This is a genomic window from Peribacillus sp. FSL P2-0133 (genome assembly GCF_037975445.1).
GTDB lineage: Bacteria > Bacillota > Bacilli > Bacillales > DSM-1321 > Peribacillus > Peribacillus simplex_E.
Window position 1 is genome coordinate 4,860,410 of sequence record NZ_CP150254.1, and the last position, 15,348, is coordinate 4,875,757.

Here is a 15,348-nt window from a genome sequence, read left to right on the forward strand (position 1 = left end):
GATTCCCGTTTAAAATTGTGATACGGCTCAGCGTGATTATATGGATGAAACCCTCATTGGGATTGAAGTGGATGGTCCATGCGTAGTTCATATGGACTTTCGTCCAGGTAACATATTAGTTCTTAATGAATCAAAGATATCTGGGCTTATTGATTTTGAAAGTGCGCATGGAGGTCCATCTAAAATAGACTTCACAAAGATAAAGCAATATGTATGGGACGTGTACCCAGAGACTAAAGAGGAATTTATATTGGGATACAAAAGCATCCGGACCTTGCCAAATTTAGAAACTTTTCTACCTTTTTATTCTTTTTACCACGCATTTAGTGGAGTAGCTTGGTGCAAAAAACGTGGTATTGAAAAGAACAAAGAATTCCTTGCCGAAAATATACAAACATTGATAAATATTGTTGGATGATATGTGCTCCTAGTTTTGCAATGGTTTACTTAAATGTAATTTCATTTTGATTAAAAAATCTGATTGCCCTTAGAGTAGGGCTAATCAGATTTTTGTTCCAAATATTGTCTTAGCGTATATTTTTGTTAAAATGTTGGCTGTACCCCTTGATAAGCTAAATCCGGAAATGGATACAATCCTAAAAGTTGAAAAGGATAACCTTAAAAACTTGGCATGAAGGCAAAAACGCTGACGTTGGTTACTTTAAAACTTTGGATCCACACTGTTCACTAATCTATATCCGAATGCCTTGGTACCAGGAATTAATTTTTTGTCTCCATTGATTTATTACCTTGATTGCATCAAAGTATAAATAAAACTTATTATTTCGACTCCCAGGTAAAAGTAACAGCACTTTTAGGAGGAAGAGTATAAGTAAAGAATGCCCCTCCATCATTCACTTGAAATTCTTGATCTTTTTCACTTGGATTTGAGGCAATTAAAACGTTAGAGTGATCAGGGTTTTGATAGGCTACAGTTTCAATTGTTCTCAGGTATGTGGTGGAGGCAATCCGAACGGCATCAGACCCAACAAATTTACTGGCGTGTCCAATGGCGTAGTATTCTACATTCTTCTTAACTTCACCGGTTGCTTGATTAATAGTTACAACCCCACGGCAGTTCTCGCAGCCGCCATTTGTGGGCCCTCCATTTTCGTCGAGTGCGATATTCCACATCAATACGTTTTTTGCCCAATTCCGAGGGGCGCCAATAATAATATTGGACATTTGCCAGCTTAAATTATCCCCAAAGTCTTCGCTCCATTCCCCGCTGCTACATTCGGTAAAATAAATATTTTTATCAGGAAAATTTGTATGGACTTGGGTCATTGCAGCCGGAGTACCTTCATAACAGTGAAGCGCAGTACCATCTGTATATTTTTTTGCGTCCTCATTTTGAAACAAAGCTGTAGTATAATCTAAAGCCCCCTCCCAATTATGATCATAGGAGATGATTTTCGTTTCGATACCGTTCGACTCAAATACTGGACCTAAATAATGTCCAATGAATTTCGCCTGTTCTTCTGCACTCATGCTCATCGTCGGATAATTGGGTGAAGTAAATTCAGGCTCATTTTGAATGGTAATGCTATCAATAGGAATCCCTTTTTGTTCGTAGGCCTGTACATAACGAACAAAATAATTAGCATAGGCTCTATATATTTCCTCATTGGTATAGTCTAAGTACCAGCCATTGAATATTTTTACACCATATTTCATCCAGGGTGGGGCTGTCCATGGAGATCCAACAATCTTAATATCTCTTTTCTTTGCCAGGACAGCCTGAAAGGTAGTAATTACATCTTGATCTTTTTCGATGGAAAAATGGTTTAGTTCCAAATCCAGCTCACCATTTGTATCATTATATGTGTAGCTGCTTGGATTCCCATTCTCATCTACAGAAAAATCAGAAGCCCCAATGGTATGCCGAATATAGTTGATATTAATTCCGTTAGAGGTGAATAAGTCATTTAATAAATATTCCCGCTTCGATTCATCCATTTTTTTTTGAATCAAATAGGCAGAAGAACCAGTAATGGCTGCTCCAAAACCGTCCATTGTTTGATAAGTTGTATTACGATCAATTGTTATAGTTTGTACATTTGTTTTTTCCTTGTCTGAAAAAAGAATAGGGGATTTACTAGTTAACAAGTTCTTTTGATCACCAGTCGTAAGCCAAACAGAAACTTCTTTTTCCTGCCAAATTTCTTCCCTTTCAAGATAAGAATTGAATCGACTAATAAACATTATTAATAACACCAGGAGAAGGAGGATTAAGATCGTTCTTTTCCGATAGGAATTCATTTTCTCACCTCATCTGAAAAAAATTCCCCACATGAACGTAAATTCATTGTGGGGAAAAGGATTATCTTCTAGATAGACTGTCCCTATTACTTGAGTTAATACGTTTGTTTTTGTTTGCTTTATTCGTGTTTGCTTTTGCTAGATTATTTTTATCTGAATTTGCATTGCTCACTTGATTAAAATTCTTACTGTTATCATTGGAAACAGTAATACTACCTTCTAAGCGAATATCAGCAGAAGAACTACCAACGTAAATAGGTACTTGACCCGAAGGCATTACCCATTCATTTTTCTCTTCATCATAATAAGCGAAGGCTTTTGCATCGAGTTTAATAGTTACTCTTTCTTGTTTACCAGGCTTTAATTCTACCTTCTGGAAGCCTGCTAATTGTTTTGGCGCAGTCTCTACGTCTGTTGGCAGTTTGCCAGTATACACTTGTACAACCTCTGATCCGGTTACATCGCCTGTATTACGTAAGTTTAATGATACTTTAAAGGTAGGTTCTTCTGAGTCTTTTGAAGAGGTTACCTTTGTTTTTAAATTCTTGTAGCCAAATTCTGTATAAGATAAACCATGTCCAAAGGAGAAGGCTGGCTTTATCCCAGCTTTTTCAAAGCCACGATACCCTACAAAAATACCTTCCGTGTATTTTGACACTTCGTCGATACCAGGGTATTGTTCTTCCGATGATACTGGTGTTGAATCTTCATCGACTGGGAAAGTAACAGGTAATTTACCTGATGGATTTACATCTCCAAATAATACGTCAGCAATAGCATTCCCCTGTTCTTGTCCGGGATACCAAGCTTGTACAATAGAAGCAACATTATCTTTCCAAGCTCCCATTTCAATAGCAATACCACTTTCATTTACAACAACCACATTCTTATTCACTTTTGCAACTTCTTTGATAAGTTGTTCTTGGTTATTTGTTAATTCCATATCGGAACGATCTACATAACCTTCACTATCAAACGTTCTTGTTACTATAACAGCTACATCTGATTTTTTCGCCAGCTCAACTGCATTAGCAATATTATCATCTACAACATCGTCAGCAGCTTCCCAGCCGAAACGTAATTGACCGCCATCATCATTTCTAGAAGCATTTGGATAATCTGTTTTATATTCAATCTTAACATCATAGTTTTTATCTGCTTCTAATGTTACAGTTTTCTCTTCAGTGCCAAGTTCTTCTCCAGCATTATCTATAACGAGATTGCCATCAATATATACTTTACTAGAACCATAGCTAGTGGTAGAAAGTTTGTACTCACCAGATTTTGGTACGTTGATTACTCCTGTATAGCTTGCCGACATCATGCCATTTAAATTTGTAGGAAGTTTATCTAATTTAGAAGATTGAGCATTAAAGCCTTCGAAATTATAAAATCCTAGATTTAAGTTAACTTGTTTTGTTGTATGTTCAAAGACCGGGTCGCCTTCCATATTTTTATTCGACCAGTATTCTGCTTTTAATCCATTCTCTATTGCATCAGCTGATGGCTTTAGGAATGCAGATGGTACAGAATTTGGTCCTGGAAGAATATCTCCCGCACTAATTGGATCTGTTCCAGCCGCATATTCTACTTTTACATTTTTCCCTGCACGGTTTTTAATCCCTTCAAGTGGGCTTACAGTATAAGTAGGATTCACAAGAGAACTACCCCCACCCGCAGCAGAAGCAGTATCTGCATCCGGTCCGATTACAGCAATTGAATCTAGTTTTTCCGTATTTAACGGTAAGACATCTTTTTTATTTTGAAGTAAAACCATTGCTTCTGCAGCGATTTGTCGAGCAATTGCACCATGTGCTTTTGCGTCAATTTCATTATTTTGCACAGGGTTATCAAATAAACCTTTATCAAACATTTGATATAAAATGCGATACGTACTTTGGTTTATTGTTTCTTCACTTACCTTTCCGTTCTTCACTGCTTGTACTAAGTGATCGCCCCATAAACCATTAGGGTCTCCAGGCGTTTCAAGATCCAACCCAGCATTAATTGATTCTGAAGTACTTACGTTTGCCCCGTAATCACTCATGACAAAGCCAGCAAAATTTAGATTTCCTCTCAATAGTTTCGTTAGGATATCTTCATTTTCACAAGCATACATACTATTTACTTGGTTAAAGGAACACATCACACTACCTAAATCTGCATCTTTTATCACACTTGCGAAAGGTCTTGCATATATTTCGTTTATTGCTCTCTCACTTGCTTGTGAATCACTTGTGAAGCGATCTTTTTCTTGATTGTTTAATAGAAAATGCTTCGCTGTAACTAATACATTGTTGTTTTGAACCGCATTCACATAATTTGTAGCCATTTGTGATTGTAAGTATGGATCTTCTCCTAAGGATTCAAAGTTCCTTCCTCCAAAAGCATTTCTAGCAATATCTAATCCAGGTCCTAACAATACATTGTGTGTTGTATTAAATGCTTCATTCCCAAGTAATTCCCCATATTTTTTAGCCGTTTCCGTATTCCAGGTTGCAGCTAATCCAATCGCAGCAGGCAAAGCAGTTGATTGTTTATTCTGCACATCCGGATTTGCAATCCGGACCCCGACAGGCCCATCTGCCATTGTTAACGCGGGAATCCCATATTTCTCTTCTCCCTTATTATAAAAGCCATAATAATTGTTCAAATTACCGGTGATAAAATGTACTTTATCCTCCAGTGTCATTGCATCCACCAACAAATTAGTTCTTTCTTCAGCAGAAAGTTCCTTGTTCATCCACGGAAACGAATTTGCCTCAGCAGATGTCGTCAGTGGAATAGTTACCATACTAAGAACTAAAGTAAAAATAAGGCTTAGTACGGTAAGTTTCCGTTTCCCATCTAATAAACCAACCATTTTTCCAGCTCCTCTTTCAAAATTTTTATTGCCTTCTAAAGGTTACAGAACAATATTTAATATATATGGTATAATTAGTAGTTATTTGGTATAATTTCAAGGTGTCGAAGGAAACAGGTGAAAATGCCTAACTTTGCTTCATAATCCTTATTATTTGTCAAAACTGGACTTTGGTGAAATGAAAGGGTTTTATATTAAAGGTTAGTAAGTTGAAAATTATACAGATTTTATAAAAAACGGGTCAAAATAATCATTCGAAGAATTTAGAAAGAGTATTATTTCCGACTTATTGGCGCGGAAAAGGTAGAGTTCTATAAATCAATAATAGGCTATTCCATTATCTATGGGGCTTGGATCTTTTACAGTAAGCTAATGTTATTTTGATATATCTATTTAAAACAAATAAGTTATCTAAAAAAAGGCAAGTGATATGAAAATGAATAGAATGGTTAATAGGAAGGATATTCCATATATTTGCAATCTTATGTTCAAAACATTCGACTTACCTGTTTTTTATTTAAATGAGAATAAAAAAGTCACAATTAAATTACCTGAAACTTTTAAAGCTAATCCCTTATTCGAAGGGATTGAAGAGCTTCTTGGTGAAATTACACATTTTTACCAAGGAACTTTATTGCCGGCTATCCATATGACTAATTTTTTGGAGCACTTTCTTATTCTACGCCTGCCTGGTCATCCATCTTTGGGAACCATTGTGATTGGACCATCTTTCTATAAAGGATTAACCGAGGAATCCAAAAAAATCCTTATAATAGATAACAAGGTGCCAGGCAACCATCATGATCAGTGGTTCCAATATTACGAGAATATCCCAGTGATTAACCAAAAGAGGCTGGCTTATATCGGAACGCTCCTCTATTACCTTGTTTGTGGGAAAACTCTTAAGGTGAACGAAGTATTGGAGCAGTCATATATCTATTCACCCAAAGTTACCCCAACCGACCATCTTGATGTCATAGTGTCGAATCAGCGTGAAAACAAATTCTTCCATATGGATCCGAGTTTTGAGAAAAATTTGTACCACCTCATTAAGGTTGGAAAAAAGGATGAAGCGTTAAAGGCCTATCTGTCTTTCCCTAAGGAAGAGATTGGAACTTTATCCAAACAAAGCTATTTAAGAAGCAGGAAGAATTTTGCCATAACTGCTGTTACGCTTTGGACACGAGCCGCTATAAACGGAGGTTTAGACTGGGAAACCGCATATACAATGAGTGATATGCACATTCAACATATTGAAGAATTAGAAGCAATCTATAAGGTAGAAAATGCCATTATTGACGTACTTCTTGAATTTGTTGATGTCGAGCGAAGAAATAAGGGGCAAATTGTTTCTAAACCGGTATTGTCCTGTCAAAATTATATTTTTAAGCATTTATATAGGAAGATAACCCTGGAAAACCTTGGTGAGCACACCGGATTAAATCCAAGCTATTTGTCACAGTTATTCATAAAGGAAACGGGTATTCCAGTAAGTGAATATATTCAGAGGCAGCGTATCGAGGAAGCAAAAAGGCTTCTAATTCTTACCGATTATACTGTATCAGAGATAAGTTTCATACTTAATTTTAATGACCAGAGTTACTTTACAAAAGTATTCAAAAAACATACAGACGTTACGCCAAGACAGTTCAGGAATAGCCACGAATTTGAAATCTAGTTAACAGTTTTTCTTGTTACTTTTCTAATGACAAGGGTCGTATTGAGGAATTTAGCCTACTAAAAACAGCGTGAGTATTCTGCTAAAAAGTACCCTATAGAGTAGACACTAAAAAAGTCTACCTATAGGGTACTTTTTTGTATAATGGGGTACCGCCACATGCCCATCAAGCTAACCCAACGTGATTGCTGTCGCGGATACTATTAAAGAAACCTCTCAAAAAGCGATTGAAAGGTTAAAAAATATGGGTCTTGATGTTTTCACCATGCTCCCCCACCTTTTTCTGTCTTCTTCTTTCCCTCTTCCAATCCAGGATAGACTTAATTCAGTAAAGTCAGGCTGATAAAGGCAATGCCAAATATACAGTACAGAATGAGGGTAAAGGGCTGGGGAAAAATAATATATACTATCATACTAATGATCATCAGCAGGATGCTGAAGGCATTTATCCTATCTCTCCACATACTCACCTTTGGTCAACTCCTTTTCCACAAGCGTAAGGTACATTTTCATCGCAAACTTCTTCCGGTGCTGCCTGGCCGGCTTTGAGGAAGCACTCCTCCCACAGTCAAAGCCAACATCAGCAAAAATAGAGTTTCTTCTTCATCCTTCATTCACTTTGTTATAATGGCTTTGTGCCTAATTTGTATTTTTTCATTTTTCGTTAGTAAGTAAGCGACTGATAATTTATAATTATAAAATTGAATCCACTAAACAGCCATGTAGCCAAAATGATAAATCTATAAAAATAATTTAAATATTCAGACTTTTTAAGGAGTATGAAGTGAATGATCTATAAAACTTTCAAGGTTGTATTAAGAGCCTTGCACAAAGGCCAAACCGAGGAATTCGCTTATGTTTTTGAAGGGAAAAGCTTGCTGATCGGCCGTGCAAGCCAACACTCCAAAGCTGATTTCAAGCTTTACAATGACTTCGTTTCCAGGGAACATTGCCGGATTTATATGGAGGAAGGACAACTCTTCATTGAGGATTTGGCAAGCAAACACGGTACCTCGGTGAACCAGATGCCGCTCGTACCGGGAAATCCCCGTCACATTGAACCGGGGGATTCCATTACTTTGATCAATGGACTGATTGAATTCATGATTTCCATCGACAACGATTTAACACGGGATTTCACTCCGGTGAACCCCGATTTCCAGCAAACCGTCACTATCAATGAGCACCTTCAGACCGTGATCATCAATGAAGAAGCACCCATTAAAATGCCGACAAAGGAATTCAATTGCTTTAAGCTGCTTTATGAAAATTTGGACAACCTTATTTCAAAAGAAGAGATTGTCCAGCATGTATGGCCAGAGAGAGTCGGTGATCCCGAGCAAATTGTGACGGCAGAAGAAATCGCTTCACTGCTGTACCGGGTGCGGAAACGGATAAATGGGCACTTCGCAATAAAAGCCGTCATTCAAAAAGGATATTATATGGAATCCATCCATTCATTCAATCTATCGGACTTATAATGACAATCATTCGAAGACATGAAAAAAAGCATTGCTGATAACAATGCTTTTTTTTTCATGTTTATATCGAGGACGGCAAGCAGGTATCCACCCGGTCCATTATCATTTCTTTGGCAAGTCCAGATTAGTGAATTCATCGACTGGAACGATGTCTTCTTCCATATCCATCACCTTCAGCACAACCCGGTCTCCTACATTCGTCAACACAATATCAGATAGCGCGTTGACCCCAGGGTCCACCGAGAACCTCTTGGCATTGCCTTCGACGATCAAATGGAATACGTATCCATTTGAAAGATTGGCATCATTGATCCTTATTACCTTCCCCTTTATTTCTTTCATCTCAAAGCCTTTTTGAGGCGTCACACCACTCACTTTCCCTAAAGAGGCAATCAGTTTTTTATAATTGCGGAAAGCTTCGTCTTTCGTTTTCCCAAAGACCACTTGGGGATTATCGCTATTGGCGTAAACGATCGCCACACCTTGGAACTTGCTGCCCTTTGTAACCGGAATTACATAAGTGGGAGCACCGTAAATCGTATAGAAAATTCCATTAGTGGCTTTCCAGCCTGGATATTTAGACAAAAACTCACTCGCATTTGCGTTGGATTTTGCCTCCTTTCCAGTCAGAACGGACGTAACGCCTTTATAGTACGTCATTTCACCGGTTTTGGCATTGAAAACACCATAACCTACAAGGGTTTTGGAGTTGCCTTTTGATTTAGCCCGGGTAAAATCCACTACATAAATCAATTCGCCTTTTTCGTTAAACGTAACTTGCATATTATCCTCATTAGGAATCAGGACATCTTTCTTCGGCCCAATCAAGGACTGGTTTTTCCATCCGTGAACATATTTTCCCCAGTAGGTCCAATATTCCAGGGCTGTTTCCAATGTGAAAGTCCGATCTACCCAATTAGGTTCTTTTCCTTTTGGATAGTATTTCGTGTCCCCCGTTTCCGGATTTACCAATACCACCCCGTCGACTACGGGACCGCTGCGGTATTTCAAATAATGTCCGACTGAAGCTACGAAGAAAGGCTTTCCATCTTCGTTCGGTTCCAAATATGAATCATGGATGATTTTATTCGGATATGCCTTGCGGATGGTTCTTTCCAAATCATGATCGAGGTACTGTGAGGGAGCATACAGCATCTTCCCTTTGACAGTACTTGCCCCTTTATCCGTCGATACGGCGGAAATCAGATTATAACCTGGCGTGTATTCCGCTTTCCCGGCTTTCAAAAACCCGTCCATTTCAATGGGTGATGTATAAGCCAATTCATCATTGATATTGGTTAGACGGTATTCGCCTTCAGTGAAATATGATGCATTTTCTATTTTATTAATCGCTGCATCGCCTTTTGCGTCAGCCATTTTCACTGTAACAAGCGGCATGGTTTTTATATCTTGAACTTCTTCCAGCTCTTTTTTCTTATCGACCTTCGCCAACCCATGCAGATCAGCGGCAAAAGTGATGGAGTAAAACTGCATGATGCCCCATGCTAATATCAAAACGACACCTATCAAACTGTTGAAATGTACGTTCCAAGGTGTTTTTGGTTGCATCAAAGCTTCATTTCCCCTCCGATTCCGTCGGGTACTTGAAGATTCACTGGCACTGTACATATACATTCTTGAATCGATGATGAGAATGAGCCCTAGAATAATGGCAAAACTCGAAAAGAATGCAGCGGCAGTAAGATCCAGCAGCATGATATCGATAACGAAAAACAGTACGGTAGCAGAAACTAAAAGTCTCAGCACCTGTTCAATGAAAAAAGGTATTTCCTTTTTGGTGATTGCGTTTATCCATCTCTGCGGAATCAAGGAAAGTCCCAATATGGCAAATGGCATTTTCAATAAAATTCCTTTCAAGATGAAAACGAGTAGTGAAAGTATCATGGTTTTAAAAATCTCTCCTTGTCATGTATGTTTCCATTTACCTATTTTATCACTTTTGTACAACTAATTTACTATTTTTAAAATATATCGAAATAACGTAAAAAAACTACCAATATTATTTACTCCTACGATGCTACTTTTATCGATTTAATATTTATATAGACTCTAGAAAAGGATAGATGCCAAAGGGGGCGAAGCCTTATGATTTATGAAGAAACTTACCAATACCTATTAAGGAATGTATCTTCTACTGAATTCGATACGTGTTTGTATGCCTTGCTCCACAGTGATTGGGACGGGGTCATCCAGAGCCCGCTTCATATGATGGCCCGAGGAGTAGGAACGACAGAAAAGTACTTAAGGCAGATCATCAATAAATTCACCGCACCACAAGGATCACTAAAAAAAGTGTTTGTGCCTGTTCATCAAGGTGAAGATACTTTATATAAGTTTAACCTCGGTCCTGCAAGTAATCTTGGCTATAACAGGAAGACGGACCGTTATTGCAAGAAATACCGTTTCTTTTATTGCGATGCTTTCAAAACCTTAACGATTCATGGAAAACGGCTGCTGCTTATGGGCGCTTTCCGAATGTCTGTTTTGAAGTCTGAAGAAGTTCTATTCGATTATAATGAAATCGTTCCTGATTCCAGCTCGCCATTCACGAGAAAGCGCTTATTGGATGCAGTCGATGCCATCCATGACGCTTTAGGCCATTTAGTGACGATTTCTTTTGCAAGCAGGGCTTTTTCAAAGAAAGAAATTCTGGTATTCACCTTTACCGAAGGCGTCTTGGAGCAATATAAGGAAAATAGGGCGGAACGGACATGGTTGCGGAGAACGATTTTCAACTCTGGCTACATTGGGCATATCAATGATTCTGTATGCAAGGAATTGGAACGGGCAGGCAAATATATTTTCCGTTCATTTCTGCAGGAAACGAAAAACATCTCCAATGATATCCAAAAGGAACTGCAGAAGTTAGCCCGTTTCGTCTATTCTCATTCCCTTAAGAAATTTGGCCAGGCGATTTCTGCCAATGAGCAGTTACTTCTTGCCCCAAAACAAGCCTCTGCTTATTTAAGCAAGATCATGTACAATGAAACATTGGAACAGATGGTCAAGTATGCCCACCAGGCAGAATCCATCAAAAGCCTGCTTGAACGCGTTCATTTTCATAGAAACATCTCCGAGAAAGCTCTCTGCCGGGAAGTGAATGAATTGGAAATGGCTGAACATATCAAGCCCATTCTCCAAAAGTACCATCAAGCAGACTTCATCCGTCATGTGCTGAACGACTGGTGCGAAACATGGCTCATTTCCCGTGTAAAGACAGTAACAGAAGAATTCCGGGCAGAAGGAAAAAGGAAAAGTACCGATTATGATAAGCAGGTCGCGGCCGAATATATGACGCGCATTAGAAACGATACATATGACCAGTTGGACAGGCTGTTGACCTTGCTGCTTAAATTCAGCAATCATGCAGTGGCCCCGACTGTCCGGGACTTCCCTCTCACTAAGAAAAAGGAAACCCTCCAATCCTATTTTGCAATCCAAAAGGAACGTCTCGGCGTTCTCTCCATTTCCTCTTAAAATCAGACGGTTTAAGCCTTTTTATATGTCATTTGTTTTCCAAGAGAACGGATCCGTTCTCTTTTTTTTGCTTGTAACGAAAACCGACTGTGAATTGCAGAATGACGATTGTGGTTTGGCAATTGGCACATTGTGGATTTCTCCCCTGAATTCGTGTGTTGCATATGGATCTTGTGGATAAGGGAACTTGGGCAGAAGTTTTTTTTGACGGCAGGCCATGACCCCTGCATGGGCGAGGGCATTTATATGGAGTTATTCTAAGGGTCTAAGAATGGGTCTATATAAAGGAACTGAAAAAGGTTTTGATCATCAGTATGAATAAGGGGTTGAATCTAGGCAGGCCGCTATACGGGTAAAAGAAATGGGCCCCATTTAGAATGGAAAGCCCTCATGACTTGTTATGGCATTAATAATATTTTCCCCGAACTTTTCCGGCTTTCAAGAAGTCTATGTGCATCCGCCCCATTTTCCAACGAGAAAAGAGTCGGTTCTTTGATGAGGATTTCCCCTGACAGAATCCATTGGAACAGCTCTGCTGTTCTTCTTGTCCGTTCTTCATGGGTAGTCAGGACGTTCCAAAGGTCTCCACCTATTAATGCTTTCGATGTATCCATTAACATTCTTGGATCGATTTTCTCAGGATCACCGCCTGCCATCCCAAAAAATACAACAGTTCCTCCAGTCTTGGTCGCCTTGAAACTATCCATCAAGGTTTGTCCCACTGATTCATAAACGACATCAACGCCTTTACCGCCGGTTACATCCATAATGGAATCCACCCAGTCCGATCCGTAAAGGAAAACATGAGCCGCACCCATTTGTTTAGCAACAGCCGCTTTATCATTTGATGAGGTCAAGCCAATGACCTGACCGCCCTTCATCTTGATCATCTGTGTCAGTAATTGACCGACTCCACCAGCAGCAGCATGGACCAGAATGGTTTCACCTGCTTTAACTTGATGACTGTCATGAGTTAAATATTGGGCAGTCAATCCTTGAAGTAAAACGGATGCGGCCGTTTCAAAGGAAATGCCCTCAGGCAGCGGTAACAGTTTATCAGCTGGAACTGAAACCCGCTCCGCATTGGCATGGGGAACATCAGCGAACCCGACACGATCACCGACTTTCACATGATGGACATCTTCCCCAACATATTCGATGACCCCTGCCCCCTCATAACCTAGAATGAATGGGGGATCACCCACCAAATGATAATTCCCTTTCCTTCTATATACATCAGCAAAATTCAATCCGATTGCTTTCATTCGAACGATCACGGCTGATTTTGAATGTTCAGGTTCTGCAATTTCCCTTACAGACAGGACTTCCGGCCCGCCGAAATCTTCAAAGACAAGTGCTTTCATCATCCTAACTCCCTTCAATGCTTCTTCATTCTTTAAGATATAGGATGAACCCTTTGCTGGCAAGAAATACAAATAACCGCCCTCCCTTAAAGGCAAGAGCGGTCACTAAGTTTACTCAATCTGTATTGGAACCAGGGCCGTTCTTTCGTTTATTCGCAGAATATTCCTTACCGTGTGCTTCATGTTCTGCAATGATGTCCGCTTTCGGAATATGGTTATTCTTTTTCGGTGAACCGGTACGGTTACGATGTTTTTTTCCCATGATCTATCTCCCCTTCATTCAATGCTATTTATGTTGAACTATTGTTAGCTTGTCCGATTACCACCGAAAATACCGGCAAAATAAGCGCTTCATAATAAAGGAAAAACCATCGCGGAGACCGAATAGATGTAAAACTGATATATAAGGAGGGAAAAAAATGTTTCCTGTATTGAACACAGAAAGGTTACGCTTTCGGGAAATTCGTGAAAGTGATGCGGAAGCTGTTTTCCAATGCTTATCAAAAGATGAAGTCACCCGCTTTTATGGCCAGGATTCTTTGAAAAATGTCGAACAGGCGAAGGACATCATAACGTCTTTTGCGAAAAACTATCTTGAAAAACGAGCAATCCGATGGGGGATTGAAAGAAAAGATACACAGGAATTGATTGGTACCATCGGTTTTCATGCCCACAGTCCCAAATACAGACGGGCGGAAATCGGTTATGAAATCCATCCAGTACATTGGCGTAAAGGATTTGCGTCAGAAGCTCTTAAAGAAATTATCGCTTACGGTTTCAACGACCTTGATTTAACCCGCATCGGCGCGGTCGTTTTCCTGGAAAACGAGCCATCAAGTGAGCTCTTGCTTAAGCTGGGCTTCATCCAGGAAGGAATATTAAGGAGCTATATTTACCAAAACGGTATCCCTCATGATACATATGTGTATTCTTTGCTGAAGTGAAATAAAGAAAACCTCTTTAGAGGGTTCCATTGAAGAAATTTGCGACACTCCTACCGAATAACTGGCTAGCCAAGACCCCGGATACGTTTGCTTTGATGAGGCTTGGCAGACAGTCGGCGGAAAGGGAGCGGATTTCTGAAAACAGCTGGTACTTTTTTTAATGAAAATGAAAAACTGTAGGCAAACTGGATTTTCTTCTACAGTCTGTAACCCTCTTCATATTGATACCAAGCTCATTCGGTTCAACGGCATCGGAGCATCCGTTTCCCCATTCCATTTACTTATCCGAGTCGAAAAAAACAGCAAAACCATTTCCTTAATATTCCAAATTACCTATAAAAAAAAGTCACCAAAACATGGCGACTTCACCTCACGATTAGGTGACTACAAGATAGTCCTTCAAGGCCTGCTGCAGCGTACCCTTTGTTTCTGCTCTATTCTCGATTTGAACCCCTGAACGGATCATTTTCGTTACCACTTCAGGGCGTAATCCTGTCACTACAGCTTTACACCCCATCATTGCCGTTCCATCGAGGATTTTCAATAAATCATTAATGATTTCAACTTCCATTTCGATGATACCGGATAAATCCAAGATCAAGGTCTGTATCCGCAGTTTACCTATCTCCTGCAATACTTTTTCCTCGATTATCTGTATACGTGTATTATCGATTGTACCAATTAACGGAAGGACGCAGGTAGTGGAAGTGACTGGAATGATCGGGACGGATAGATTTTCCACCAAGTTTTGCTGAGCCAGAATCAATTTGTCTTTGTAATCGGAGTAGCTGACGAAAAAGGATTTAAGAAATACATCAACCTTTTCATTAACTTTTTTCTCTAATTCAAAAAAGGTTTTGGATTCACTGAACACTACTTTTGCACTTTCGAACTTATAAAGAAATGTCCAAAGCGTTCTGCGGATGGCCTGAATCCATTCCAGCTTGAATGAAAGCGTCAAAGAGTGGGTTGCCCACGTAACTCCCTCTTGTTCGGCAAATGCAATCATATCCGTTTCATTCTGTTCCACTATATAACGGATGAGCTTATGGGCATTATTCAAAAGGTCGACATTTCCAATCAGCAGAATTTCTTCAATTTTACCCCTGACATTGACAGCTTCTGATAAAAGATATTCTTCAAACTCACTTTTATTCTGCAAAAGGAATTCCATTATCTTTTCTTCCTCATAAACAAAACTCACTCTTCCCCACTCCCTTTTTGAACTCCAACTGTGATTTTTGTTACTAATTACTTT

The 15,348-nt window shown here is 39.3% G+C and carries 12 protein-coding genes; 6 read left to right on the top strand and 6 right to left on the bottom strand.

Translation table 11 applies throughout. The features are described from left to right. The first annotated feature begins 40 nt into the window (after positions 1-40). Positions 41-418 (top strand): phosphotransferase, encoded by a 378-nt coding sequence (locus MKY17_RS23345; RefSeq protein ID WP_339200873.1) that lies wholly within the window; start codon positions 41-43, stop codon positions 416-418. Between the two features lie 362 nt (positions 419-780). Here the strand turns inward: MKY17_RS23345 and MKY17_RS23350 are convergent, their stop codons facing one another. Both MKY17_RS23350 and MKY17_RS23355 read right to left on the bottom strand, forming a co-directional pair. Further along, positions 781-2,205, bottom strand: a complete 1,425-nt coding sequence (locus MKY17_RS23350; RefSeq protein WP_339200874.1) for a glycoside hydrolase family 30 beta sandwich domain-containing protein — start codon at positions 2,203-2,205, stop codon at positions 781-783. 118 nt (positions 2,206-2,323) lie between these two features. After that, positions 2,324-5,125, bottom strand: coding sequence for a beta-glucosidase (locus MKY17_RS23355; RefSeq protein WP_098373792.1), 2,802 nt, complete (start codon positions 5,123-5,125; stop codon positions 2,324-2,326). A 436-nt stretch (positions 5,126-5,561) separates the two neighbouring features. Here MKY17_RS23355 and MKY17_RS23360 point away from each other — a divergent pair, with 436 nt between their 5' ends. Together MKY17_RS23360 and MKY17_RS23365 are read left to right on the top strand one after the other, a co-directional pair. Then, positions 5,562-6,803, top strand: a complete 1,242-nt coding sequence (locus tag MKY17_RS23360; RefSeq protein ID WP_339200875.1) for an AraC family transcriptional regulator — start codon at positions 5,562-5,564, stop codon at positions 6,801-6,803. A gap of 788 nt (positions 6,804-7,591) precedes the next feature. Continuing rightward, positions 7,592-8,284 carry an FHA domain-containing protein gene (locus MKY17_RS23365; RefSeq protein WP_339200876.1) on the top strand — a complete coding sequence of 231 codons (693 nt, stop codon included), beginning with the start codon at positions 7,592-7,594 and terminating at the stop codon, positions 8,282-8,284. A 102-nt stretch (positions 8,285-8,386) separates the two neighbouring features. Here the strand turns inward: MKY17_RS23365 and MKY17_RS23370 are convergent, their stop codons facing one another. Then, entirely contained in the window at positions 8,387-10,189 is a 1,803-nt protein-coding gene (locus MKY17_RS23370) for a hypothetical protein (RefSeq protein WP_141994066.1), read from the bottom strand. A 201-nt stretch (positions 10,190-10,390) separates the two neighbouring features. Here MKY17_RS23370 and MKY17_RS23375 point away from each other — a divergent pair, with 201 nt between their 5' ends. Next, entirely contained in the window at positions 10,391-11,782 is a 1,392-nt protein-coding gene (locus MKY17_RS23375; protein ID WP_098373788.1) for a hypothetical protein, read from the top strand. A 398-nt stretch (positions 11,783-12,180) separates the two neighbouring features. Here the strand turns inward: MKY17_RS23375 and MKY17_RS23380 are convergent, their stop codons facing one another. Beyond that, on the bottom strand, positions 12,181-13,146 hold the full coding sequence (locus MKY17_RS23380; protein WP_098373818.1) for a quinone oxidoreductase: 966 nt from the start codon (positions 13,144-13,146) through the stop codon (positions 12,181-12,183). 115 nt (positions 13,147-13,261) lie between these two features. Beyond that, positions 13,262-13,408 (bottom strand): hypothetical protein, encoded by a 147-nt coding sequence (locus MKY17_RS23385; RefSeq protein WP_141994063.1) that lies wholly within the window; start codon positions 13,406-13,408, stop codon positions 13,262-13,264. Between the two features lie 157 nt (positions 13,409-13,565). On the opposite strand from MKY17_RS23385, the gene MKY17_RS23390 reads away from it, so the two are divergent. Together MKY17_RS23390 and MKY17_RS23395 are read left to right on the top strand one after the other, a co-directional pair. Further along, a complete protein-coding gene (locus MKY17_RS23390) occupies positions 13,566-14,090 on the top strand; it encodes a GNAT family N-acetyltransferase (protein ID WP_339200878.1) in 525 nt (174 codons plus the stop codon). Between the two features lie 29 nt (positions 14,091-14,119). Then, positions 14,120-14,251 (top strand): hypothetical protein, encoded by a 132-nt coding sequence (locus MKY17_RS23395; RefSeq protein WP_339200880.1) that lies wholly within the window; start codon positions 14,120-14,122, stop codon positions 14,249-14,251. Positions 14,252-14,466: 215 nt separating this feature from the next. Here MKY17_RS23395 and MKY17_RS23400 read toward each other — a convergent pair whose 3' ends face one another. Further along, positions 14,467-15,294: an STAS domain-containing protein gene (locus tag MKY17_RS23400; protein WP_098373786.1), complete on the bottom strand. Its 828-nt coding sequence runs from the start codon at positions 15,292-15,294 to the stop codon at positions 14,467-14,469. Positions 15,295-15,348 lie beyond the last annotated feature (54 nt).

Bases quoted from the DNA above. Each gene is read 5' to 3' on its own strand.
- MKY17_RS23345 (WP_339200873.1), top strand. From the start codon at position 41: ATGGATGAAACCCTCATTGGGATTGAAGTGGATGGTCCATGCGTAGTT.
- MKY17_RS23350 (WP_339200874.1), bottom strand. From the start codon at position 2,205: ATGTTTATTAGTCGATTCAATTCTTATCTTGAAAGGGAAGAAATTTGG.
- MKY17_RS23355 (WP_098373792.1), bottom strand. From the start codon at position 5,125: ATGGTTGGTTTATTAGATGGGAAACGGAAACTTACCGTACTAAGCCTT.
- MKY17_RS23360 (WP_339200875.1), top strand. From the start codon at position 5,562: ATGAATAGAATGGTTAATAGGAAGGATATTCCATATATTTGCAATCTT.
- MKY17_RS23365 (WP_339200876.1), top strand. From the start codon at position 7,592: ATGATCTATAAAACTTTCAAGGTTGTATTAAGAGCCTTGCACAAAGGC.
- MKY17_RS23370 (WP_141994066.1), bottom strand. From the start codon at position 10,189: ATGATACTTTCACTACTCGTTTTCATCTTGAAAGGAATTTTATTGAAA.
- MKY17_RS23375 (WP_098373788.1), top strand. From the start codon at position 10,391: ATGATTTATGAAGAAACTTACCAATACCTATTAAGGAATGTATCTTCT.
- MKY17_RS23380 (WP_098373818.1), bottom strand. From the start codon at position 13,146: ATGAAAGCACTTGTCTTTGAAGATTTCGGCGGGCCGGAAGTCCTGTCT.
- MKY17_RS23385 (WP_141994063.1), bottom strand. From the start codon at position 13,408: ATGGGAAAAAAACATCGTAACCGTACCGGTTCACCGAAAAAGAATAAC.
- MKY17_RS23390 (WP_339200878.1), top strand. From the start codon at position 13,566: ATGTTTCCTGTATTGAACACAGAAAGGTTACGCTTTCGGGAAATTCGT.